Source organism: Microbacterium petrolearium, assembly GCF_054782875.1.
In genome coordinates this window covers 88,615-110,829 of the sequence record NZ_BAAGRQ010000003.1, presented here as the reverse complement: position 1 = coordinate 110,829, position 22,215 = coordinate 88,615, and the positions used below count along the sequence as shown (strand labels likewise).

Annotated in this window: 23 protein-coding genes; 11 read left to right on the top strand and 12 right to left on the bottom strand. The window is 72.9% G+C overall.

Annotated elements, in window-relative coordinates; genetic code table 11:
- The first annotated feature begins 39 nt into the window (after positions 1-39).
- Both ACYVJ0_RS03885 and ACYVJ0_RS03880 read left to right on the top strand, forming a co-directional pair.
- The gene (locus ACYVJ0_RS03885) at positions 40-1,296 is read left to right on the top strand and encodes an Nramp family divalent metal transporter (RefSeq protein WP_460816114.1); all 1,257 of its coding nucleotides are present in this window, start codon (positions 40-42) and stop codon (positions 1,294-1,296) included.
- 13 nt (positions 1,297-1,309) lie between these two features.
- A complete protein-coding gene (locus ACYVJ0_RS03880) occupies positions 1,310-1,912 on the top strand; it encodes a metal-dependent transcriptional regulator (protein WP_460816112.1) in 603 nt (200 codons plus the stop codon).
- Here ACYVJ0_RS03880 and ACYVJ0_RS03875 read toward each other — a convergent pair.
- The gene (locus tag ACYVJ0_RS03875) at positions 1,902-2,675 is read right to left on the bottom strand and encodes a hypothetical protein (protein ID WP_460816110.1); all 774 of its coding nucleotides are present in this window, start codon (positions 2,673-2,675) and stop codon (positions 1,902-1,904) included. The two genes, ACYVJ0_RS03880 and ACYVJ0_RS03875, sit on opposite strands and share 11 nt — an antisense overlap.
- 134 nt (positions 2,676-2,809) lie before the next feature.
- Here ACYVJ0_RS03875 and ACYVJ0_RS03870 point away from each other — a divergent pair, with 134 nt between their 5' ends.
- Both ACYVJ0_RS03870 and ACYVJ0_RS03865 read left to right on the top strand, forming a co-directional pair.
- Positions 2,810-3,730: an ABC transporter ATP-binding protein gene (locus tag ACYVJ0_RS03870; RefSeq protein ID WP_460816109.1), complete on the top strand. Its 921-nt coding sequence runs from the start codon at positions 2,810-2,812 to the stop codon at positions 3,728-3,730.
- Between the two features lie 27 nt (positions 3,731-3,757).
- A complete protein-coding gene (locus ACYVJ0_RS03865) occupies positions 3,758-4,603 on the top strand; it encodes a hypothetical protein (RefSeq protein WP_460816108.1) in 846 nt (281 codons plus the stop codon).
- A 31-nt stretch (positions 4,604-4,634) separates the two neighbouring features.
- Here ACYVJ0_RS03865 and ACYVJ0_RS03860 read toward each other — a convergent pair whose 3' ends face one another.
- Positions 4,635-5,621, bottom strand: a complete 987-nt coding sequence (locus ACYVJ0_RS03860) for an SDR family NAD(P)-dependent oxidoreductase (protein ID WP_460816106.1) — start codon at positions 5,619-5,621, stop codon at positions 4,635-4,637.
- An 87-nt stretch (positions 5,622-5,708) separates the two neighbouring features.
- Here ACYVJ0_RS03860 and ACYVJ0_RS03855 point away from each other — a divergent pair, with 87 nt between their 5' ends.
- Entirely contained in the window at positions 5,709-6,527 is an 819-nt protein-coding gene (locus ACYVJ0_RS03855) for an HAD-IIA family hydrolase (protein WP_449852932.1), read from the top strand.
- A gap of 218 nt (positions 6,528-6,745) precedes the next feature.
- Here the strand turns inward: ACYVJ0_RS03855 and ACYVJ0_RS03850 are convergent, their stop codons facing one another.
- The 4 genes from ACYVJ0_RS03850 to ACYVJ0_RS03835 are packed head-to-tail and all read right to left on the bottom strand — an operon-like array spanning position 6,746 to position 10,680.
- Positions 6,746-7,648, bottom strand: a complete 903-nt coding sequence (locus ACYVJ0_RS03850) for an ROK family protein (protein ID WP_460816104.1) — start codon at positions 7,646-7,648, stop codon at positions 6,746-6,748.
- Entirely contained in the window at positions 7,645-8,226 is a 582-nt protein-coding gene (pyrE, locus tag ACYVJ0_RS03845) for an orotate phosphoribosyltransferase (RefSeq protein WP_449852934.1), read from the bottom strand. The genes ACYVJ0_RS03850 and pyrE overlap by 4 nt, the downstream gene beginning before the upstream one ends.
- Positions 8,227-8,260: 34 nt before the next feature.
- On the bottom strand, positions 8,261-9,274 hold the full coding sequence (locus ACYVJ0_RS03840) for a CNNM domain-containing protein (protein ID WP_460816103.1): 1,014 nt from the start codon (positions 9,272-9,274) through the stop codon (positions 8,261-8,263).
- Positions 9,271-10,680 carry a hemolysin family protein gene (locus ACYVJ0_RS03835; RefSeq protein WP_460816101.1) on the bottom strand — a complete coding sequence of 470 codons (1,410 nt, stop codon included), beginning with the start codon at positions 10,678-10,680 and terminating at the stop codon, positions 9,271-9,273. Before ACYVJ0_RS03835 ends, ACYVJ0_RS03840 begins: the two co-directional genes overlap by 4 nt.
- Positions 10,681-10,892: 212 nt before the next feature.
- Between ACYVJ0_RS03835 and ACYVJ0_RS03830 the strand changes: the two genes are divergently transcribed.
- The 3 genes from ACYVJ0_RS03830 (at position 10,893) to ACYVJ0_RS03820 (ending at position 13,841) form a co-directional block, all read left to right on the top strand.
- Positions 10,893-11,738, top strand: coding sequence for an exodeoxyribonuclease III (locus tag ACYVJ0_RS03830; RefSeq protein ID WP_460816100.1), 846 nt, complete (start codon positions 10,893-10,895; stop codon positions 11,736-11,738).
- A gap of 76 nt (positions 11,739-11,814) precedes the next feature.
- Entirely contained in the window at positions 11,815-13,149 is a 1,335-nt protein-coding gene (locus tag ACYVJ0_RS03825) for a sensor histidine kinase (protein ID WP_449852936.1), read from the top strand.
- Complete coding sequence (locus ACYVJ0_RS03820; protein WP_460816098.1) at positions 13,146-13,841, top strand: response regulator; 696 nt, start codon at positions 13,146-13,148, stop codon at positions 13,839-13,841. The genes ACYVJ0_RS03825 and ACYVJ0_RS03820 overlap by 4 nt, the downstream gene beginning before the upstream one ends.
- 87 nt (positions 13,842-13,928) lie before the next feature.
- Here ACYVJ0_RS03820 and ACYVJ0_RS03815 read toward each other — a convergent pair whose 3' ends face one another.
- A complete protein-coding gene (locus ACYVJ0_RS03815) occupies positions 13,929-14,486 on the bottom strand; it encodes an NADPH-dependent FMN reductase (RefSeq protein ID WP_460816097.1) in 558 nt (185 codons plus the stop codon).
- Between the two features lie 198 nt (positions 14,487-14,684).
- Here ACYVJ0_RS03815 and ACYVJ0_RS03810 point away from each other — a divergent pair, with 198 nt between their 5' ends.
- Positions 14,685-15,569: an ABC transporter ATP-binding protein gene (locus ACYVJ0_RS03810; RefSeq protein WP_460816224.1), complete on the top strand. Its 885-nt coding sequence runs from the start codon at positions 14,685-14,687 to the stop codon at positions 15,567-15,569.
- Complete coding sequence (locus ACYVJ0_RS03805) at positions 15,566-16,660, top strand: ABC transporter permease (protein WP_449852940.1); 1,095 nt, start codon at positions 15,566-15,568, stop codon at positions 16,658-16,660. Before ACYVJ0_RS03810 ends, ACYVJ0_RS03805 begins: the two co-directional genes overlap by 4 nt.
- A 93-nt stretch (positions 16,661-16,753) precedes the next feature.
- Here ACYVJ0_RS03805 and ACYVJ0_RS03800 read toward each other — a convergent pair whose 3' ends face one another.
- Positions 16,754-18,901: an ATP-dependent Clp protease ATP-binding subunit gene (locus ACYVJ0_RS03800; protein WP_460816095.1), complete on the bottom strand. Its 2,148-nt coding sequence runs from the start codon at positions 18,899-18,901 to the stop codon at positions 16,754-16,756.
- A 178-nt stretch (positions 18,902-19,079) separates the two neighbouring features.
- Positions 19,080-20,084, bottom strand: coding sequence for a GlxA family transcriptional regulator (locus tag ACYVJ0_RS03795; protein WP_460816094.1), 1,005 nt, complete (start codon positions 20,082-20,084; stop codon positions 19,080-19,082).
- 117 nt (positions 20,085-20,201) lie between these two features.
- On the opposite strand from ACYVJ0_RS03795, the gene ACYVJ0_RS03790 reads away from it, so the two are divergent.
- Positions 20,202-20,387 (top strand): hypothetical protein, encoded by a 186-nt coding sequence (locus ACYVJ0_RS03790; RefSeq protein WP_460816092.1) that lies wholly within the window; start codon positions 20,202-20,204, stop codon positions 20,385-20,387.
- Here ACYVJ0_RS03790 and ACYVJ0_RS03785 read toward each other — a convergent pair.
- The 3 genes from ACYVJ0_RS03785 to ACYVJ0_RS03775 form a co-directional block, all read right to left on the bottom strand.
- Positions 20,363-20,503 carry a DUF1272 domain-containing protein gene (locus ACYVJ0_RS03785; RefSeq protein WP_449852944.1) on the bottom strand — a complete coding sequence of 47 codons (141 nt, stop codon included), beginning with the start codon at positions 20,501-20,503 and terminating at the stop codon, positions 20,363-20,365. The genes ACYVJ0_RS03790 and ACYVJ0_RS03785 overlap by 25 nt on opposite strands.
- Complete coding sequence (locus tag ACYVJ0_RS03780) at positions 20,500-20,913, bottom strand: rhodanese-like domain-containing protein (RefSeq protein WP_460816091.1); 414 nt, start codon at positions 20,911-20,913, stop codon at positions 20,500-20,502. The genes ACYVJ0_RS03785 and ACYVJ0_RS03780 overlap by 4 nt, the downstream gene beginning before the upstream one ends.
- A 99-nt stretch (positions 20,914-21,012) precedes the next feature.
- Positions 21,013-22,215: a glycosyltransferase gene (locus tag ACYVJ0_RS03775; RefSeq protein ID WP_460816090.1), complete on the bottom strand. Its 1,203-nt coding sequence runs from the start codon at positions 22,213-22,215 to the stop codon at positions 21,013-21,015.

Here is a 22,215-nt window from a genome sequence, read left to right as displayed (position 1 = left end):
CTCTTTTCGGTATGCCTAAAAATCTGGCACACTGTCGGGATGACGACGGCGAAGACGCGCTCGGCACCCCGCCCGGCCTGGCTGCTCGGGCCCGCCCTCGTGGCGGGCGTCGCGTACCTCGACCCCGGCAACGTCGCCACGAACATGTCGGCCGGCGCGCAGTTCGGGTACCTGCTCGTGTGGGTCGTCGTGCTCGGCAACGCCATGGCCTGGCTCATCCAGTACCTCTCGGCCAAGCTCGGCGTCGTGACCGGCCGCAGCCTGTCGCAGACCCTCGGCGAGCGCATCCGCCGGCCGTGGGCGCGGCGCGCGTACTGGCTGCAGGCCGAGCTCGTCGCGATGGCGACCGACATCGCCGAGATCATCGGCGGCGCCGTGGCCCTGTGGCTGCTCTTCGACATCCCGCTGCTGATCGGCGGCGTCATCACGAGCGCCGTGTCGATGATCCTGCTCGCCGTGCAGTCCACGCGCGGGGCGAAGCCGTTCGAGTTCGTCATCATCGGGCTCATGGCCGTCATCGCCGTCGGCTTCACGGTGGGCGTGTTCGTGGGGCCGCCCGATCCGGCCGCCACCGCGGCGGGACTCGTGCCGCGGTTCGAGGGCACCGCGTCGGTGCTGCTGGCCGCGTCGATCCTCGGCGCCACGGTCATGCCGCACGCCATCTACGCGCACAGCGCCCTCTCGCGCGACCGGTTCCACGCGCCCGTGCGGCGATCCGCGCTGCACGAGGAGGCCGGCGTGCGCATCCCCCGCCTGCTGCGCGCCACCAAGCTGGACGTCACGATCGCGCTCGTCATCGCCGGCACCGTGAACCTCGCGATCCTGCTGCTGGGTGCCGCGAACCTGCCCGGCGTGCCGGGCACCGACAGCCTCGAGGGCGCCCATGCGGCGCTGTGGAGCGGCCTCGGGCCGGTCATCGCGACGCTGTTCGCGGTGGGGCTGCTGGCCAGCGGGCTGGCCTCGACGTCGGTGGGCGCCTATGCCGGGGCCGAGATCATGTCGGGGCTGCTGCGGGTGCGCATCCCGCTGCTCGCCCGCCGGCTCATCACGCTCGTGCCGGCCCTCGCGATCCTCGCGGTCGGCTTCGATCCCACGCGGGCGCTCATCCTCAGCCAGGTGGTGCTGTCGTTCGGCATCCCCTTCGCCCTCATCCCGCTCGTCGCGCTCACGGCGCAGGATCGCACGCTCGGCCCCTTCCGCAACCGCTGGTGGACGACCGCGCTCGGCGTCGTCTGCAGCGCATTCCTCATCGCGCTCAACGGCGCGCTGCTGTGGCTGACGTTCACGGGGGCGTGAGTACCCTGGTGGCGTGCCCTCCCCCGCTGTCGACGACTACCTGAAGACGGTGTACGCGCACACCGAGTGGCAGGACGCGCCCATCACTCCGTCGGTGCTCGCTTCGCGGCTGGGGATCGCTCCGTCGAGCGTGACCGAGATGGTCAAGAAGCTCGCGGCGCAGGGCCTCGTGGCGCACGAGCCGTACCGCGCCGTGCGCCTCACGCCCGAGGGCGAGCGCCGCGCGCTCGAGATGACGCGCCGGCACCGGCTGATCGAGACGTGGCTCGTGCGCGAGTTCGGGTACACGTGGGACGAGGTGCACGACGAGGCCGAGGTGCTCGAGCACGCGATCAGCGACCGGCTGCTCGAGAAGATCGACGAGCGACTGGGCCGACCCCGCTTCGACCCGCACGGCGACGCGATCCCCGATGCGTCCGGCCGCGTGGAGCGCGAGCCGTTCGTGCTGCTGGCCGAGGCCGCGCCCGGGCACGAGGGGCGCGTGCTGCGCGTGAGCGACCGCGATCCGCAGTTGCTGCGCGCCATCGAGGACGCGGGCATCGAGGTCGGCTCGACCCTGCGCGCCGGCGCCCCCGTGCCCCCGGGCGCCGAGGACGCCATCTGGCTCAGCGCCTGAGCGACGCGACGAGCCGCGCGACCGCGCGCACGAGCTCGACCCGGGCCTCCGCCGCCTGAGGCCGCGGGTCATCGAGCGCGAGGAGCACCACGCGCCCGCTGCCGACCGAGAGGCTGAACGGCATTCCCTTGCGGGCCGTCACGAGCGACCGCACCTGTTCCGCCCACCGCGGCTCGCTCCCCCGCGCGGAGCGACCGCTCCACCACGATGGCGCGATCATCAGCGGATCGATCGTCGGCACGTTCGACACGGTGAACCGCTCCGCGCCGGTCTCGCATGCGATGCGCACGATCTCCCGGCGCTCCGGATGGCGCTTGGAGCCGGGCAGCGACTGCAGCACCCATGTCTCGATGCGCACGGTCTGCTCCCCCGTCGCCGCTCGCCCCAGCCGCCCGCGCGCGGCGACGTCGCGCCACCATCCGCTCGGCAGCGCGAGCGCCACGTCCGCGGGGTCCGCCTCCGCATCGGGGAGCGCATGCCAGCCGTGCCGCCTCGCCCACTCGGCGCGCGCCGCCTGCACGCGCCGGTGCATCGCCTCGGCGCCCGTCCGCCTGCTCAGCAGCAGCCCGATGGCGACCCCGGCGAGGATGACGACCACGAGCAGGATCCGTGTCAGCGCATCGTCCATCGACTCGGTCAGCGCCACGACCGCGCACACCGCGGCGAGCGTCGCGACCCCGACGACCGGGTAGATCCCGGACGCCCGGGTCCAGGCGCGCTTCGGGACGCGCGGCGCGCCCGCCGTGGTCTGAGCGTCGGTCACGCGCTCCATCATCCCGCAGAGGCGCGCGATGCGGATCGCGGACGTCCCCCGCCGGGAGGTCATCCTGAGGGACCATGCCGGATCGTCCCCCGCGCCGATGCACCGGCCCCGCCCGGCCCCGTAGCGTGAGGCCCATGATCACGGCAGAGAACCTCACGAAGCGCTTCGGCGCCCACACGGCGGTCGACGACGTCTCGTTCGTCGCCAGGCCCGGGCAGGTGACCGGCTTTCTCGGCCCGAACGGCGCCGGCAAGTCGACCACGATGCGCATGATCATGGGGCTCGACCGCCCCACGTCCGGGCGCACGACCGTGGGCGGCCGTCCGTTCGCGGAGCACGCCGATCCCATGCGCCAGGCCGGCGCGCTGCTCGACGCGAAGGCCGTTCACCCCGGCCGCACCGCCGAGGCGCACCTGCGCATGCTCGCCGCGACGAACGGCATCTCGCGCTCGCGCGTGAGGGAGGTGCTCGAGCTGACGGGCATCGAATCGGTGGCGCGACGGCGGATCGGCGGATTCTCGCTGGGCATGCACCAGCGGCTCGGGATCGCCGCGACGATGCTGGGCGACCCGCAGGTGCTGATCTTCGACGAGCCCGTGAACGGCCTCGACCCCGAGGGCGTGCACTGGGTGCGCGGCTTCGCGCGGGCGCGCGCGGCCGAGGGCCGCACGGTGTTCATCTCGTCGCACCTCATGAGCGAGATGGCGCAGACGGCCGACCACATCATCGTGCTCGGCCGGGGCCGCGTGCTCGCCGACGCCCCGATCGCCGAGTTCCTCGCCGCCGCACGCCGCGAGGTCACGCGCGTGCGCGTCTCGGACGCCGCCGCCCTGGCCTCGCTGCTCGGCGCGGATGGCGTGACCGTCTCGCCCGAAGCCGACGGCGCCCTCGAGATCGCCGGCGTGCCGCCGCGGCGCATCGCGCGCATCGCCGCCGAGGCCGGCCTCGAGCTCGACGAGCTCACGCCCGTCTCGGCCTCCCTCGAGGAGGCCTACCTCGCGCTCACCGGCGAGGCCACCGAGTACCGCAGCGACGCCGCCGCCGTCGCCGCCTGAGCTAGATTCCTCGAAAGGCATATGACGATGTCATCCCTCACATCCGCCGCCCCCGTCCAGGCGCCGCACACCCCCGCCACGGTCTCCCGCCTCACGTTCGGCGGCCTCGTGAAGGCCGAGTGGATCGCCCTCACCAGCCTGCGCGGCACGCACGTGTCGCTGTGGGTCGGAGCCGCGCTGGCCTTCGCCCTCACCGCGGGCATGGCCTTCATGTTCGGCCTGTCCACCAACCAGGCCGAGTTCCCCATGCCGATGGAGGCCGTGCCGCCGCTGCCGATGGCCATCGTCAACGGCTACATCGTCGCGATCGCGGTGGGCGTGGTGCTCGGCGCGGCCGCGTACGCCAAGGAGCACGCCACCGGCTCGCTGCGCACGCAGCTGGCGGCCGCGCCCCGCCGCGTCGCCACGCTTGCCGCCAAGGCCGTCGTGGTCGGGGCGACGCTGCTCGCCTTCGCGGCGGTCGGCTTCGCCCTCTGCCTCGCCGCGTGCGCCGCCATCTATGCCTCCTTCGGCATGCCCACGAATGCGCCCGACGTGCTCGCGGATCTCGTGCTTCCCGTGCTGGGGCTCGCGCTGGGCACGGCCCTGGCCGGCGTCTTCGGGCTCGGCCTCTCGGCCATGCTGCGCTCGGAGACGTGGTCGATCACGCTCACCTTCGTCTTCCTGTTCGTGCTGCCGATGATCATGGCCACGCTGCCGTGGGAGTGGGCCCACCGCGTCTCGGAGTACCTGCTCGGCACGACCATCCAGGTGCTGCCCGACACGACCGCCGGCCTCACGGGCGAGTACCTGACCGACCTCGCGGTCACGATCGCGTGGGTGGCGGCGGCCTTCGCCGGCGGTGCCGCCGTCATGCACCGCCGCGACGCGTAGCCCGCGGGATGCGTAGCCCGCGCGGCCGCGCTCAGCGGGCTGCGCGGGCCGCCCTCGCGAACGGCCACTCGCTGCGGGTGAGGCGCTCGCACTCCTCCCACACCCTGCGGCGGACCTCGGGATCGCTCGAGGTGGCCGACGGCGTCTGCCGCACCGGCGCGCCGCGCGTGACGAAGCGCGGGCCCCAGTACTCCCCGCCCTGCACGCGCGGATCGATGAGGGCGCGCACCGGCGCCCACGCGCCGCGCTCCTTGCTCTGCGCGATCGGCGCCTGCAGCGCGTCGCGCACGCGCTTCCAGCGGCTCGGCTGATTCACGCCGTGCACGGTGGGGGTCCGCCCGCCGATCGAGTAGCCGGGGTGCGCCACGACGCTCGCCACCGGCACGTCGGCGGCCCTCAGCCGCGCGTCGGCCTCGAGCCCCAGCGCCTGCACGACGACCTTCGACTGCACGTAGGCGCGCCACGCCGCGTACTCGCGCTCCAGCTGCATGTCGGTCGGGTCATACGCCCCCATCCGCGTGGAGACGCTGCCGAGCCAGACGATCCGGACGTCACTCCCGCGCGCCGCGGTCTTCGCGAGCGTCACGAGCAGCTCCGCGGCGAGCACGAAGTGCCCGAGGGCGTTGGTGGCGATCACGAGCTCGCGGCCGTCTCGCGTCAGCTCGCGCGTGCGCGGCGTGTGCACGATCCCCGCGTTCAGCAGCACGCCGTCGAGGCGCCCGCGCTGGAACAGGCCGCCGCGCACCGAGGCCGCCGCCGCGCGGATGGACCCCGGGTTCGCGACGTCGAGCAGCAGCGTCTCGACCGAGGCGCCGGGCACGCGCGCCTCAAGGGCGTCGTGCGCCGCGGCGAGCCGGTTCGGGTTGCGCCCGCTCAGGATGACGTGCGCGCCGGCGCCCGCCAGCTGCTCGGCGGCGAAGTAGCCGAGCCCCTTGTTGCCGCCCGTGATGAGGAACGTGCGTCCCGACTGGTCCGGCAGGCGCGCGGGATCCCACGACGGACGTTCGCGGGCGATCACCCTCCGAACATATCCCCGGCGCGTGCCCGGATCGGCACGGCGCGCTGCCGGGGAGCGCACGGCGGCCGCGCGGAATAGGCTGGCCACATGGCGCGACGCGACGGAATCGAGTGCTGGCTGACCGACATGGACGGCGTCCTCGTGCACGAGGACCAGCCCGTCCCCGGCGCCCGGGAGCTGCTGACGCAGTGGCGCGAGACGGGCACGCCGTTCCTCGTGCTCACGAACAACTCGATCTTCACGCCCCGCGACCTCTCGGCGCGGCTGCGCAACTCGGGCATCGAGGTGCCCGAGCAGAACATCTGGACGAGCGCGCTCGCGACGGCGGCGTTCCTCAAGTCGCAGAGCCCCGGCGGCACGGCGTTCGTCATCGGCGAGGCGGGCATCCTCACGGCCATGCACGAGGCCGGGTTCATCATGACGGAGTCCGATCCCGACTACGTGGTGGTGGGGGAGACCCGCAACTACTCGTTCGAGGCGCTCACGAAGGCCGTGCGGCTCATCAACGGGGGAGCGCGGTTCATCTCCACCAACCCCGACGCGACGGGCCCGAGCGCGCAGGGCGTGCTGCCCGCCACCGGCGCCATCAACGCGCTCATCACGGCGGCCACCGGCAAGCAGCCGTACATCGTGGGCAAGCCGAACCCGATGATGTTCCGCTCGGCGCTCAATCGGATCGGCGCGCACAGCGAGAACACGGGCATGATCGGCGACCGCATGGACACCGACATCGTCGCGGGGATCGAGGCCGGCCTGCACACGGTGCTCGTGCTCACGGGCATCAGCACGCCGTCGTCGATCGAGCGCTACCCGTTCCGGCCCGACGAGATCGTCGACTCGGTCGCCGATCTGCTCGATCCCTCGATCGAGGGCGACGGCGGCGCGGAGCTGGACGCCGGGGTCTGACCGGCCCCGACCGGAGGGGGATCATGGACGCGCGCGATCTGCTGTTCGCCGTCGCCGTGCTGTGCATCGGCGGCACGCTGGTGGTGTTCGTGATGCAGTGGTGGCGCAACCGCGACAAGTAGCCGCGATCCGCGAGAATCCATCCACGCGCCGGGAATCCGTGCGCAACGGGATTGTCGGCGCGCAGGTGGATTCTCGGCGACCGGGGGCGCCGGCGCTCAGCGCAGCACGAGGGCGGCGGCGCCGACGAGCGGTCCCTCGTCGCCGAGCGCGCTGCGGACCACGCGCGTCGCGCGGGCGTAGGGGAGCGCGGCCGCCTCGCGCAGCGCCGCCGCGACGAGGTCGACGTAGTCGGCCGAGACGCGCGAGAAACCCCCGCTGATGGCGATGACCTCGAGGTCGAGCAGCGTCGTCGCATCCGCGAGCGCGCGGCCCACGGCGCGCGCCGACCGCTCGATCGCCCCGCGCGCGACCGCGTCGCCGGCGGCGGCGGATCGCGCGAGGTCCTCGCCGGTCTCGCCCGTCCAGCCCTGCTCACGCGCCCAGCGGACGGTGTGCGGCCCCGATGCGCTCTCCTCGGTCGTCGCCCCGTCGACGTGCGTCTGGCCCAGGTGCCCCGCGTTGCCGCTCGCCCCGCCGACCGGGCGCCCCTCGACGACGATCCCGCCGCCCACGCCCGTCGAGACGACGATCGACAGCGAGGCGCGCGATCCGGCCGCCGCGCCGATCCACGATTCCGCGAGCGCGAGACAGCCGCCGTCGTGCCGCAGGCGCACCTCGGCGTCGGGCAGACCGGTCGCCCCGATCACGGCGTCGCGCACCGCGTCGACGATCGCGAAGCCGTGCGCGCCCGGCATGTTCACCGGCGCGATCGTGCCGGCGTCCAGGTCGATGGGTCCGGCCGATCCGATGCCGGCGCCGGCGAAGTCCGCGTCGACGGGGAGGTGGGCGAGCGCCTGGCCGACGACGGCCGAGACGGCCTCGCGCAGCCCGTGCGAGGTGATGTCGCGGCCCGTCGCCCTGCGGTGGCGCGTCCCCGCGACAACCGTGCCGTCGACGGCGACGAGGGCCGCCTCGACCTTGGTCCCGCCGAGATCCACGCCCAGGGCGACGGCGCTCACTGCGGCTCGAGTCCCAGGTCGTCGAGGTCGATCGCGGCACGCCACTCCAGGCCCTCGGCCTCGACGGCCGCCTGCGCACCCGTCTTGCGGTCGACGATCACGGCGACCGCGAGCACCTCCGCGCCCGCGCGGCGCAGCGCCTCGACGGCCTTCAGGGCGGACTGCCCCGTGGTGGAGGTGTCCTCGAGCACGACGACGCGCCTGCCCTCGACCTCCGCGCCCTCGATCTGGCGGCCGCGGCCGTGGTCCTTCGGCTCCTTGCGCACGACGAACGCGTCGAGCGGCCGATCCGTGCCGGCCGAGGCATGCATCACGGCGTTCGCGATCGGGTCGGCGCCGAGCGTGAGGCCGCCGACCGCCACGACGCCGTCGATGTCGGCGATGAGGTCGCGCATGATGCGGCCGATCGCCGGGGCGGCGCGGTGGTCGAGCGTGAGCTTGCGCATGTCCACGTAGTACGTGGCCTTCTTGCCGCTCGAGAGCGTGAAGTCGCCGTGGAACACCGCCTCCGCCTTGATGAGCTCGATGAGCTGCTGACGGTCGGCTTCGAGCTCGGGCGTGGATGCGGGTGCGGCCATGCGCCCCAGTCTAGGGAAAGGCCACGCTCCCTCCTCAGGCGTGCGCATCCTGCGGCAGCACGTGCCGCAGGATGTCGGCGATCGTCACCACGCCGACCCAGCGCGACCCGCTGGTCACGACGGCCAGCTGCTCGCCCGCCTGACGCATCCGCGCGAGGGCGTGGTACGCCGGCGTCTCGTCGGCGACCGTGAGCACGGGGCGCGACAGGGGGAGCGCGGGGGCGTCGCCCTGCTCGAGCAGCGTGTCGCGCACATGGACGATCCGCGGCACGGCGTCGGCCCCGCCCAGGAGGATGCGCATGTGCCCGGATTCGCCGGCCGCACGCTGCACGTCGGCCACGGTGCCCGCGGCCGGAACCGCGGTGGGCTCGCCCCGCGCGGGCATGAGGTCGCGCACCGTCAGCCGCGCGAGATCGATGATCTCCGACAGCTGCACGCCGAACGACCGCTCGAGCGTGCCGACCGAGGCGGAGTGCTCGACGAGCTGCCGGATGGTGTCGGCATCCTGCCCGCCCACGGCGGCCCGATCCACGGGCGTGACGCCGCTGGCGGCGACGAGGCGGTTGGCCATGCCGTTGATCCAGGTCAGCAGCGGGCGGAACACCCACGCGAAGGCACGCGAGGGCAGCGCCACGATCTTGGCCGCGAACTCGGGGTGCGCGATGGCCCACGACTTGGGCGCCATCTCGCCCACGACCAGATGCAGGAACGTGACGAACAGGAGGGAGATCGCGAAGGCCGCGCCGTCGGCCAGCCAGTACGGCGCACCGACCGCCTCGAGCAGGGGAGCCAGCCAGGCGTCGACGGCCGGCTTCGTGACGGCGCCGAGCGCGAAGGTGCACGCCGTGATCCCGAGCTGGGCCACGGCCAGCATGATCGTCAGCTCGTTGACGCCGCGCAACGCGGCTCGGGCCGACGCGCTCGATGACGCCTCGGCCTCGAGTCGGTGACGACGCGCGCCCAGCAGCGCGAACTCGATGACGACGAAGAACGCGCTGAGGGCGATCAGCGCCACCGTCACGACGGTGACGAGAACCGGATCGGTCATCGCTGGTCCCTCCCGGGCTCGGGCACGTCGACGGCGGCCCCGTCCTCCTCGTCGTCGAGCGACTCGACGAGCTCGATCCGCAGGGCGCTGGGCACGTGCTGCGCGATCTCGGTCACCTCGATGTCGAGTCGCCGGCGCCGCGGGCCGACGAGGGCGGACTCGGATGGGTCATCCGGCAGCGGCACGCTCGTGCGGTCGGCGACCTCGGGCAGCGCACCGAGGTGCGCGATCACCATGCCCGCGATCGTCTCGTAGTCGCCCTCGGGGAGGACGTGGCCGATCACGCGCGCGGCCTCGTCGACCGGCAGGTCGCCGTCGACGATCCACGTGGCCTCGCCGACCGCCTCGGCGCTCGGCACGGGGCGCGGGTCGTGCTCGTCGGTGATCTCGCCGACGAGCTCCTCGGCCAGGTCCTCGGTCGTGATGATGCCGACGAACCCGCCGTACTCGTCGAGGACGCACGCGATCTGGTTGCGCGTCTCGGCGAGCCGTTCGAGAACCGCCGGCAGCGGCATCAGCGTGGGCACCAGCAGCGGCTCGCGCAGGATCAGCCGCACCGGCGCGTCGCCGGGATGCTCCGCGCGCAGCAGCGACGAGAGCTCCACGACGCCCACGGGCTGACCGCTCGCGTCCACCACCGGGTAGCGCGAGTGCCCGCCCGCCATGCGCTCCCGCACCTCGGCGAGCGTCGCGTCCTCGGGGATGACGTCCACGCGGGCGCGGGGGATCATGGCGTGCTCGGCGTCGCGCTCGGGGAACTCGAGCACCCGCTCGATGAGCAGCGAGAGGTCGGCGGGGAGGTCGCCGCTCTCGCGCGAGTCCGCGACGGCGTGCTTCAGGTCCTCGCGCGTCGCGCTCGTGTCGACGTCGTGGATCGGCTCGATCCGCAGCAGCCGCAGCAGCGCGTTCGCCGCGTGGTCGAACACGGCGATCAGCCAGCCGAACACCGTGAGGTACAGGAGCGTGGACCGGGCCAGGCCGCGGGCGAGCGGCTCGGGGCTCGCGATGGCGAGGTTCTTGGGGTACAGCTCGCCGAAGAGCATCTGCACCACGGTCGCGAGGCCCAGGGCGAGGACCGTGCCGACCGTGACGCTCACGGCGGCCGGAACGCCGGCGTCGCCCAGCAGCACGCCGAGCGACTCCCCGATCAGCGGCTCCGCCACGTAGCCGACGAGCAGGCCGGTCACCGTGATGCCCAGCTGGGCGCCGGAGAGCATGAACGATGTGCGGCGGGTCACGCGCAGCGCGCGCTCGGCCGCCGCGTCGCCCTCCTTGGCGCGCGCGGCCAGGCGCGTGCGGTCCACCGACATGTAGGCGAACTCCTGCGCGACGAAGTACCCGTTCGCCGCGATGATCGCGAGGATGGCGATGATGCCGAGGAGCAGGGTGAGCAGGGCCGCGATCATCGTGCGCTCACCTCGGGCGGCGCGACGGATCCTCGGCGGGGGCGGGGGATGGGGCTCGGACTATGACTCGGGTCGTCGGATGACGACCCAGGGCTCGCGGACGAGTCCATGTGCGGCTTCACACTCCTGTATGTGCAGTCGGTTCCCGCAGACGCGGGTGGGCACAGCATAGAGGACGAGCCCGTGTGGGCGCCCGGATTAGGCTGGGAGCCATGCGCCTGGCCACCTGGAATGTGAACTCGATCCGCGCCCGCGTGGATCGCATCGTGGGCTTCGCGGATCGCGAGCACGTCGACGTGCTGGCGATGCAGGAGATCAAGTGCAAGCCCGAGCAGTTCCCGTACGAGGCGTTCGAGGCCGCCGGGTATCACGTCGAGGCACACGGTCTGAACCAGTGGAACGGCGTCGCGATCGCCAGCCGCGAGCCGATCGAGGACGTGGAGTATGCCTTCGACGGCATGCCCGGCTTCCTCAAGGGCCACGCCGGCGACGACGCCCCACAGGAGGCACGCGCGATCGGCGCCACCGTGAACGGCGTGCGGGTGTGGAGCCTCTACGTGCCCAACGGCCGCACGCTCGCCGACCCGCACTACGCGTACAAGCTGCGCTGGCTCGAGGCGCTGCGGCAGTACACGGCGGGTGCCCTCGCCGCAGATCCCGACCTGCCGCTCGCGCTCGTCGGGGACTTCAACATCGCGCCGACCGACGCCGACAACGGCGACCCCGCGGTCGTCGAGGGCGCCTCCACCCACGTCTCGCCCGCCGAGCGCGAGGCGTTCCGCGCGCTGGAGGGCGCCGGCCTGCGCGATGTCGTGCGGCCGTTCGTGCCCGAGGGCTTCACGTACTGGGACTACAAGCAGCTGAAGTTCCCCCGCAACCAGGGCCTGCGCATCGACTTCATCCTCGGCTCGCGCGCCCTCGCCGACGCGGCGGCCGGCGCCGCCATCCACCGCGAGGAGCGCAAGGGCGTGCAGCCGAGCGACCACGTGCCCGTCGTCGTCGATCTCGACTTCCCCGTGGACGAGGACGACGCCGACGTCCCGATGATCTTCGGCTGAGCCCGCCCGGTGCTTCGGCCCGCGGATCCGTCGCGCGGGGGAGGATCCCGGCCGAGCGGCCCCGTACGGTGAAGGGATGACGGCAGTACAGGACGCGCCCGTCGGCGCCCCCGCGGCGCCGGCCGACTCGGCGCGCAGGACCGGACCGACGCGGCAGCAGCTGCGCATGGACCTCGTGCTCGCGGGGACGATGTTCGTCGCCGCGATCGTGAGCGGGGCGCTCTCGTCCATCTCGCAGTTCTACGGCGAGCGGACCGCCGACGTCGTGTGGACGATCCCGCTCGCCATCGGCACGACGCTGCCGCTCGCGCTGCGCCGGCGGTACCCCGTTGCCGTCGCCGTGGTCATCTGCGCGGCCTACTTCGTGGGCGTGACCGCCTATGTGCCCGAGGCGTTCGCGAGCAATGTGGCCATGTTCATCGCGATCTACACGATCGGCGCGTGGCTGAACGACCGTCGCCGCGCGTTCTGGGCGCGCACGGGGATCGTCATCGCGATGTTCGTGTGGATGCTCGTGACCACCTTCCTCGCCGTCACGGGCGAGGCCTCGGACGATCCGGACCTGTACGCGGGCGCCTTCTCGCCGCTCGTCGCCTTCATGCTCATCCAGTGGCTCATCAACGCGGCGTACTTCGGCGGCGCCTGGTTCCTGGGCGACCACGCGTACCGCGCGGCCCTCGACCGGCAGGCGCTCAGCGCGCTGGCCGCCCGGCTCGAGGAGGAACGCGAGCTCTCGGCCGCGCAGGCGGTGGCGCTGGACCGCGTGCGGATCGCGCGCGAGCTGCACGACGTCGTCGGCCACCACGTGTCGGTCATGGGCGTGCAGGCCGGGGCGGCGCGCACGGTGCTCGAGACGGATCCGCATGCCGCGGAGGGAATGCTGCGCGGCATCGAGGACTCGGCGCGTTCGGCGATCGATGAGCTGCACCACCTGCTCGACACGCTCCGCAGCCCCGAGGACGAGGCGCGCGAGGCGCGCGAGGCGCCCTCGGCCCTGCGGCTCTCCGGCCTGGAGGAGCTCGCCCGCGCCATGACGGCGGCGGGCACGCCCACGCGGTTCACCGTGGTCGGCGAGCCGGTCGAGGTCTCGGATCTCGTGCACGTGAACCTGTACCGCATCGCGCAGGAGGCCCTCACGAATGCGCGTCGTCACGGCGGTCCCGACGTCACCGCCGACGTGCGGCTGCGCTACGAGCCCGACGCCGTCGAGCTGGAGATCGCGAACACGGGATGGGTGCGCTCGGGCGCGCGCCCGGGGATCGGGCAGCTCGGCATGCGCGAGCGCGCCACGGCCTGCGGCGGCACGCTGCAGTTGGGCCCCCGTCACGCCGCCGGCGGCCTCGAGCGCACGGGGTACCTCGTCCGCGTGCGCGTGCCGGTCACGCGCGGCGAGCAGGGGAGCGCCGCGTGACGCGCGTGCTGATCGTCGACGATCACGCCGCCATGCGGATGGGCTTCCGCACGATCCTCGCGGCCTCCGGCGTCGAGGTCGCGGGCGAGGCCGCGACCGGACGCGAGGCGGTGGATGCCGTGGGCAGCATGCGGCCCGAGGTCATCCTCATGGACGTGCAGATGCCCGACCTGGACGGCATCGAGGCGACGCGCCTCATCCTCGCCGAGGCGTCGGCCGCCGACGCTCCGCCGCCGCGCGTGCTCATCGTGACCACGTTCGACCGCGACGACTACCTCTTCGCCGCACTCGACGCCGGGGCCAGCGGGTTCCTCCTGAAGAACGCCGGTCCCGAGGAGCTCGTGAGCGCCGTGCGCGTCGTGGCGGCGGGCGACGCGCTGCTGGCGCCCGAGGTCACGCGCCGCGTGATCGAGCGGTTCGCGACCGCGGCGCCCGCGCCGTCTACGACCGCGCCGTCCACGGCCCCGGCGAGCGCCCCGCCGGGCGTCGACCTCACCGCCGTCGACCTCACCGACCGCGAGGCCGAGGTGCTGCGGCTGCTGGCGCAGGCCCTCAGCAACGCCGAGATCGCGGCGCGGCTCTACATCGGCGAGGCGACCGTGAAGACGCACGTGTCGAACATCCTGCTCAAGCTCGGTGTGCGCGACCGCGTCGCCGCGGTCGTCTACGCCCACCGCCACGGCCTCGCCTGAGCCACACACGGAAGCCCGCACGCGGAAGCGCCCCGGGCCCCACCGAGGTCGGTGCGGGGCCGCGGGGCGCTTCCGGGTGGGTGCGTGTCAGGCGTTGGCCTTCTGCACGCGGGCGACGAGGCCCAGGAACGTGTCGAGGTAGCCCTGCAGGAACGCCTTGGTGCCCTCGTTCGTGATCTCGCGGTTCTCGTCGATGAGGCCCGGGGTGAGCTGGATGAACCCCTCCGGCTGGCCCATGACGATGGCGTCGACGTGCGAGAGCACGGCCTTCAGGTGCTGCTGCGCGGCGGCGGTGGCGATGCCGCCCTGCGAGCCGCCGAGCACGGCCACCGGCTTGCGGCTGAGCGACATCTGGCCGTACGGGCGGGCCGACCACTCGATCGCGTTCTTCAGCACGCCGGGGATGGAGCGGTTGTACTCGGGCGTGACGATGAGCACGCCGTCGACGGCCTCGATCGCGGCCTTGAAGTCGGTGCCCACCTGGGGGAATTCGGCGTCGTAGTCGGGCGAGTAGAAGGGCAGGTCCCTGATCGGGATCTCGACGAACTCCACGCCCTCCGGCGCGAGCCTCACGACGGCCTCGGCCAGCGTGCGGTTGATCGAGGTGCTGCTGATGCTGCCGACGATGTAGCCGATCTTGGTCACGATTGATTGCTCCTGTACTCGGGAGGGAGGTCCTCGGCCGGTCGGCCGATCCATTCAGGTGCAAGTTCTCCTCCCCCGGATCTATTCCCCCGCCCGGGGGAGCGCGGCCTCGGGGGAGCGGCCGGAATCCCCCACGCGGCGGATGTGCCGCGCACCGGTGCGTTCCTAGCCTGGACGCATCACCGAGAAAGGATGACCATGCTGCGACTGCAGGGGATCACCAAGAGCTACGGGGAGCGGAGGGCGCTCGACGGCGTGACGTTCGACGTCTCGCCCGGCCGCCTCACCGGCTTCGTGGGCGGGAACGGCGCCGGCAAGACGACGACGATGCGGATCGTGCTCGGGCTGCTCGCCCGCGACGCCGGCAGCGTCACCCTCGACGGCGTCGAGCTGACCGCCGCCGACCGCCGCCGCTTCGGATACATGCCGGAGGAGCGGGGCCTGTATCCGAAGATGAAGGTGCTCGAGCAGATCGCCTACCTCGCCCGCCTGCACGGATACGGCCGCGCGGAGTCCACCCGCCGGGCGCAGGACATCCTGGAGCAGCTGGGCCTGGGGGAGCGCCTGAACGACAACGTCGAGGCGCTGTCGCTGGGCAACCAGCAGCGCGCGCAGATCGCCGCGGCCCTCGTGCACGACCCCGAGGTGCTCATCCTCGACGAGCCGTTCTCGGGCCTCGACCCGCTGGCCGTCGACGTCGTCGCCGGCGTGCTCCAGGAGCGCGCGGCCGGCGGCGCGGCGGTGCTGTTCTCGTCGCACCAGCTCGACGTCGTCGAGCGCCTGTGCGACGACCTCGTCATCATCGCCGCGGGAGCCGTGCGCGCCGCCGGATCGCGCGAGGCGCTGCGCGAGCAGCACTCCACCCGCCGCTACGAGCTCGTCTCGTCCGGCGACGCGGGCTGGATCCGCGACGAGGCCGGCGTCGAGGTGCTCGACTTCGACGGCGGCTACGCGCTGTTCGAGGCGGCCGACGCCGCCGCCGCCCAGCGCGTGCTGCAGCAGGCCGTCGCCCGCGGCGACGTGGCGAGCTTCACGCCCCAGCGCCCCTCTCTCGCCCAGATCTTCAAGGAGGTCATCCAGTGAGCACCGCACCCCGGCCCCTCGCGCCCGCCCAGTCCACGTGGCTCGTCGCCGAGCGCGACATCATGGGACGCCTGCGCAGCAAGTCGTTCGTCATCTCGACGCTCATCCTGCTGCTCATCGTCGTCGGCGGCATCGTCGTGATGGGCATCGTGAACGCGACGTCCGGCGGCACGCCCGTGGCCGCCACGGCGGACGTCGCCGCCACCCTGCCCGACACCGACGCCCTCGAGGTCACGGAGGTGGCCGACCGGGCGGAGGGCGAGCAGCTCGTCCGCGACGGCGAGGTGGACGCCCTCATCGCGGCGAGCCCGGACTCGGCCACCGGCATGGAGGTGGTGGCGCTGACCGAGGCGCCCTCGGACGTCGTCTCGCTGCTGTCCGTCGCGCCCGAGGTCACGCTGCTCGACGACTCGGACGTGCCGTTCTTCCTGCGCTACATCCTCGGGATGATCTTCGGCCTCGTGTTCATGGGCGCGGCGCTCAGCTTCGCGATGCCGATCTCCACCGCCGTCGTGGAGGAGAAGCAGACGCGCGTCATCGAGATCCTCATCTCGACGGTCCCCGCCCGCGTGCTGCTGGCCGGCAAGGTGCTCGGCAACCTCGTGCTCTCGATGGGCCAGATCCTGCTCATCATCGCGGCGGCGACCATCACGCTGGCCGTGACCGGTCAGTCGGACGTGCTGAACGACTTCGGCGCCCCCATGGCCTGGTTCGCCGTGTTCTTCCTGTTCGGCTTCCCGATCCTGTCGGCGATGTTCGCCGCCGCGGGCGCCATGGTCTCGCGCCAGGAGGACATCAGCCCGACCGTCACGCCCATCATGATGCTCGTGATGATCCCGTCGTACCTGCCGATGTTCCTCGGCGACAATCCGGTGGTCATGACCGTCATGTCGTACGTGCCGTTCTCGGCGGCCATCGCGATGCCGATCCGCCTGTACTTCGACGAGGCGGCCTGGTGGGAGCCGATCCTCGCACTCGGGATCATGGCCGCCACGTGCGTCGCGATCGTGCTGCTGGGCGCGCGCATCTACGAGAACTCGCTGCTGCGCATGGGCGGCCGCGTCAAGCTCGCGGAGGCCCTCCGCAGCTGACCGCGCGCACGCCGCCGAACCCGCCCCCGATCCGCGAACCCGCGCCGGATCGGGGGCGGGTTCGCGCAAGGAGGGCGGGTTCGGCGGGGGAGATCAGGCCTCGGTCGGGCCCTGGCTCGTGAGCGCGAGCTCGTCGCCGGTCGCGGCCACGTCCACGCGCACGGCGTCGCCGTCGTGCACGCCGCCCGACAGGATCGCGCGGGCCAGGCGATCCTGGATCTCGGTCTGGATCAGCCGGCGCAGGGGGCGCGCGCCGAACACGGGGTCGTAGCCGCGCTCGGCCAGCCAGGCCCGGGCGTCGGGCGTGACGGCGAGCGTGAGGCGCCGATCCGACAGGCGCCGCTGCAGCAGATCCACCTGCAGCTCCACGATCTGCGCGAGGTCGTCCTGCCCCAGCGCGTGGAACATCACGATGTCGTCGAGGCGGTTGATGAACTCCGGCTTGAACGCCGCGTGCACGAGCTGCATCACCTGCTCGCGCTTGGACTCGGGCGAGAGCGTCGGATCGATGAGCACGGGGGAGCCGAGGTTCGACGTGAGGATGAGGATGACGTTCTTGAAGTCGACCGTGCGGCCCTGGCCGTCGGTGAGGCGACCGTCGTCCATCACCTGCAGCAGCACGTCGAACACCTCGGGGTGCGCCTTCTCGACCTCGTCGAGCAGCACGACGCTGTAGGGGCGCCGGCGCACGGCCTCGGTGAGCTGGCCGCCCTGGTCGTAGCCGACGTATCCCGGAGGGGCGCCCACGAGGCGGCTGACGGAGTGCTTCTCGCCGTACTCCGACATGTCGATGCGCACCATCGCCTGCTCGTCGTCGAAGAGGAACGCCGCGAGCGCCTTGGCGAGCTCGGTCTTGCCCACGCCCGTCGGGCCGAGGAAGAGGAACGATCCCGTCGGCCGGTTCGGATCGCTGATGCCGGCCCGCGAGCGGCGCACGGCGTCGGCCACGGCGCGCACCGCGTCCTTCTGGCCGATGAGACGTCGCCCGAGCTCGGACTCCAGGTGCAGCAGCTTCTCGGTCTCGCCGCGCATCAGTCGGCCGACGGGGATGCCGGTCCAGGCCGCGATGACGCTTGCGATGTCCTCCTCGGTCACCTGGTCGCCCACCATGCGCTCGTCCGACTGCTCCACGCGCTCGGCCTCGGCCAGCTCGCGCTCGAGCGACGGGATCTCGCCGTACAGCAGGCGCGAGGCGCGCTCGAGGTCGCCCTCGCGCTGCGCGCGCTCGGCCTCGCCGCGCGCGGCGTCGAGGCGCGTCTTGAGGTCGCCGACCTTGTTGAGCGAGGCCCGCTCGGCCTCCCACCGCTCCTGCAGCTCGCCCAGGCGCTGCTCGTTCTCGGCCAGGGTCTCGCGCAGGGCCGCGAGCCGCTCCTGCGACGCCGGGTCCTTCTCCTTCTTGAGCGCGAGCTCCTCGAGCTTGAGGCGGTCGACGTGCCGGCGCAGCTCGTCGATCTCGAGGGGCGCGGAGTCGATCTCCATGCGCAGCCGACTGGCGGCCTCGTCGATGAGATCGATCGCCTTGTCGGGCAGCTGGCGGCTGGGCAGGTAGCGATGGCTGAGCGAGGCGGCCGCGACGAGCGCGCCGTCCGCGATCGCGACCTTGTGGTGCGCCTCGTAGCGCTCCTTGAGCCCGCGCAGGATCGCGATGGTGTCCTCCACGCTCGGCTCGCCGACGTACACCTGCTGGAAGCGGCGCTCGAGCGCCGCGTCCTTCTCGATGAACTCGCGGTACTCGTTGAGCGTGGTGGCGCCGATCATGCGCAGCTCGCCGCGGGCGAGCATCGGCTTGAGCATGTTCGCCGCGGCGACGGATCCCTCGCCGCCGCCCGCACCCATGAGCACGTGGAGCTCGTCGATGAAGGTGATCACGCGGCCCTCCGACTCGGTGATCTCCTTGAGCACGTTCTTGAGCCGCTCCTCGAACTGGCCGCGGTACATCGCGCCCGCCACGAGCGCCGAGATGTCGAGCGCGATGAGCTCGCGACCCTTCAGGCTCTCGGCCACGTCGCCCGCGACGATCCGCTGCGCGAGGCCCTCGACGACGGCGGTCTTGCCGACGCCGGGCTCGCCGATGAGCACGGGGTTGTTCTTCGTGCGCCGGGTGAGCACCTGGCTGACGCGGCGGATCTCGGCGTCGCGCCCGATGACCGGGTCGAGCTTGCCGGCCCGCGCGCGCTCGGTGAGGTTGATCCCGAACTGCGCGAGAGCGGTCTGCTCCTCCTGCTGCGGCTGATCCGCCATGTCCCCTCCGATGATCCGTGCGCACTTGAGTCCGACTCACTCAACTTTAGCAACCGCACCCGCCCGGGGGGAACCACCAGTCCCCGCGAGACAGCAACTGTGCGCCGAGACAGCGGCGTCTGCACGCTGTCTCGGCGCGGGAATGCTGTCTCGCGGAGGGGAGGGGCCGCAAACCCGGTCAGGCGAGGGCCAGCTCCGGCGCGGCCCGGCCCGCCGCGGCCTCCGCCGCGGGGGTGCACGCGAACCGCGCGCGGTAGGCCGTGGGGCTCGTGCCCAGCGCCCTGGCGAAGTTCTGGCGCAGCACGGCGGCGGATCCGAAGCCGCACTCGGCGGCGATCCGGTCGAGGCCCCAGTCCGTGCGCTCCAGCAGGCGCTGGGCGTGCATCACGCGCTGGCGGGCGAGCCACGCGGCGGGAGTCGTGCCGTGATCGGCGCGGAACCGCCGGGCGAACGTCCGCGGCGACATGTGCGCGTGGGCGGCCAGATCGTCGACCGTGAGGTCGCGGCTCAGGTTCGCCAGCGCCCAGTCCAGCGTGGGGGAGAGCGACATGCCCTGCGCCTCGGGCAGCGGGTGCAGGATGAACTGCGCCTGGCCGCCGTCGCGCTGCGGGGCGACGACCATGCGCCGCGCGACGACGTTCGTCAGCTCGGCGCCGATCTCCTGGCGCAGCAGGTGCAGGCACGCGTCGATGCCGGCCGCCGTGCCGGCGCTCGTGATGATGCGCCCGTCCTGCACGTAGAGCACGTCCGGATCGATCGTCGCCCGCGGGAAGCGCCGCGCCATCTCGTCGGCGTACATCCAGTGCGTGGTGGCGCGTCGGCCGTCGAGCACCCCCGCGGCCCCGAGGGTGAACGAGCCGCTGCACACGCTGAGAACCCACGCGCCCCGGTCCACCGCGCGGCGCACGACGTCGACCACGCGCGGGTCCACGTCGTCCCAGTACTGCCGGGGCGTCGCCGTGACGACGACCACGTCGGCCTCGTCGGCGAACGACAGGTCGTTCTCGATCTGCAGCGAGAACCCCATCTTCGTGCGCACCAGGCCGGGATCGGGCGTCACGGGACGGAAGTCGAACGTCGGCACGCCCTGGTCGGAGCGGTCGAGCCCGAAGGCCTCGCACACCACGCCGAACTCGAACACGGCGGCGCCGTCCAGCACGATGCAGGCGACGGTCTTGATCATGGATCCTCCCGGTGGCGGGATTCCTGCGGACGGCGGCAGTCGTGGTGGCAGGAATCGAACGGATTGCGTCGAATCTGCCACTCGTGGCCGGATCCGCACAACCGTAGCTTTTCGGACATGGGCCTTCTTCTCGGCATCCTCCTCGCCGCGGTCTCCGTCGCGGCCGTCGCGGCCACGCTGTGGCTGCTGCCCAACGACGGCTACGGTCAGCGCGTGTTCGGCACCGACGACTGGTCGCAGCCCCCCGGATCTCGCCCCTCGTGGCGACCGGTGACCGCTCAGATCCGCACAAGCTCGCCCTGACAGTTCGGGCAGCGGCCACCCGGGAACGTCGCGACGCACGCGGCGCACCACGTGCAGCCGAACGAGCATGCGAGGAACGGCCCCTCGGCGCCCTCGCACCGCTGACAGGAGGTCACCGCACGACCCCGGTGAGCGGATCGACGGGGAAGCGCGTCTCGCCCTCGCCGGTGACGACGGGGTAGCCCTCGCGGGCCCAGTACTCGAAGCCGCCGATCATGAGCTTCACCTCGTAGCCGAGCTCGGCGAGGGCCAGCGCCGCCTTGTCGCCGCCGTTGCAGCCGGGGCTCCAGCAGTACACGACGACGGGCGTGCCGGCCGGGATCTCGGCGGCCGCGCGCGCGGGGATCTCGCGGGTGGGCAGGTGGATGGCGCCCGCGGCCCGGCCCTGGGCCCACGCCTCGGCGGAGCGGGTGTCGACGAGGACGAAGCGCTCGCCCGCCTTCTGCGCTGCGCGCACGTCGGCGGGGTCGGTCTCGAAGGCGAGCTTGGCGCGGTAGTGCGCGGCTATGTCGGCGGGTGCGGTCATGGCCACACCGTAGGCGACGGCGCCGCCTCGCCCCGCCGCACCGGGGCACAACGGCAGGATCCCGCCGCAGCGTGGCAGAGCGCCGACGCCGCGGTCCGGTCAGCGCACGCGCTCGTAGACCTCGATCATCGCCGCCGTGCTCGCGGACTGACGGAACCGCTGCCGCACCGCCGCGTCGGGCGCGGGCGCCGATCCGGACCGGATGTCGGCCGACGCCCGCCGCAGCGCCGCGGCGAGGGCGTCGACGGACGCGTCCGCACGATCCGGTTCGCCGACGTGCCAGACGCCGGAGCCCACCTCGGCGGCGATGTCGGGATCGCTCATGACCGACGGCGTGCCGAGCGCCGCCGCCTCGAAGGGCGTCATGCCCTGCGTCTCGAAGCCGATCGAGGTCTGCACGAGCGCATCGGCGGCGCGGATGCGGGCGAGGGTCTGCTCGTAGGGGAGGCCGCCGAGGAACGTCACCGTCTCGTCGAGCCCGTAGCGGCGCACGATCCGCTGCGCCGCGCGGCGCTGGGCGCCGCCGCCGATCACCTCGACGCGCATCGGGGCGCCGGCGCGCGCGACGGCCTCGAGGAACGGAAGCAGCCGCTTCTCGGGGCTCATCCTCCCGATCCACACGAACGCGGGCACGTCGCCGTCGCGGCGCGGGGCGGCGCGCTCGGTCGACATCCTGTCGAGCACGTCGTCGTCCATGCCGTTCCAGATCGCGTCGACGCGCGCGGCGACACCGTGCCGCTCGAGCCGCCGGGCGAAGTGGTGCGAGGGCGCCGTGACCGCCGACGCCGTCTTCGCGAGCCCGCGCAGATAGGCCCAGCCGTCCGATCCGGGCCCGCTGCCCGGCATCACGCGGCGGCGCCACGCGTTCAGCGCGCGCAGCACGAGCTCGGGGAACGGGGCGGTGGCGCGCAGGCCCACGTCCACCCGGTTGTGCATCGTGTGCACCACGGGCAGGCCGTGCCGGCGCGCGTAACGGTATCCGAGGAGGGCGCCCCAGAAGTCGGCCTGCACGTGCACGACGTCGGCGTGCGGGCGCGACGCGAGCGCGCGCTCCACCGCGTCGTCCGAGCGCCGCCCCGGCCAGGTGAAGGAGTACTCGAGGTCCACCGTGACGGGGATCGACGGCAGGTCGGCGTAGGCCGGGTCCGCGGCGTTCACCGACGCGCGCGGGCCGTGCCGCCGCGGCGCGACGATCGTCACCGTGTGCCCCGCGCGCTCGAGGTACCGCCGTTGCAGCCGCGTCGACACCTGCGCGCCGCCCAGCGTCTCGACGTGCTGGTCGGCGAACATCACGATGTGCAC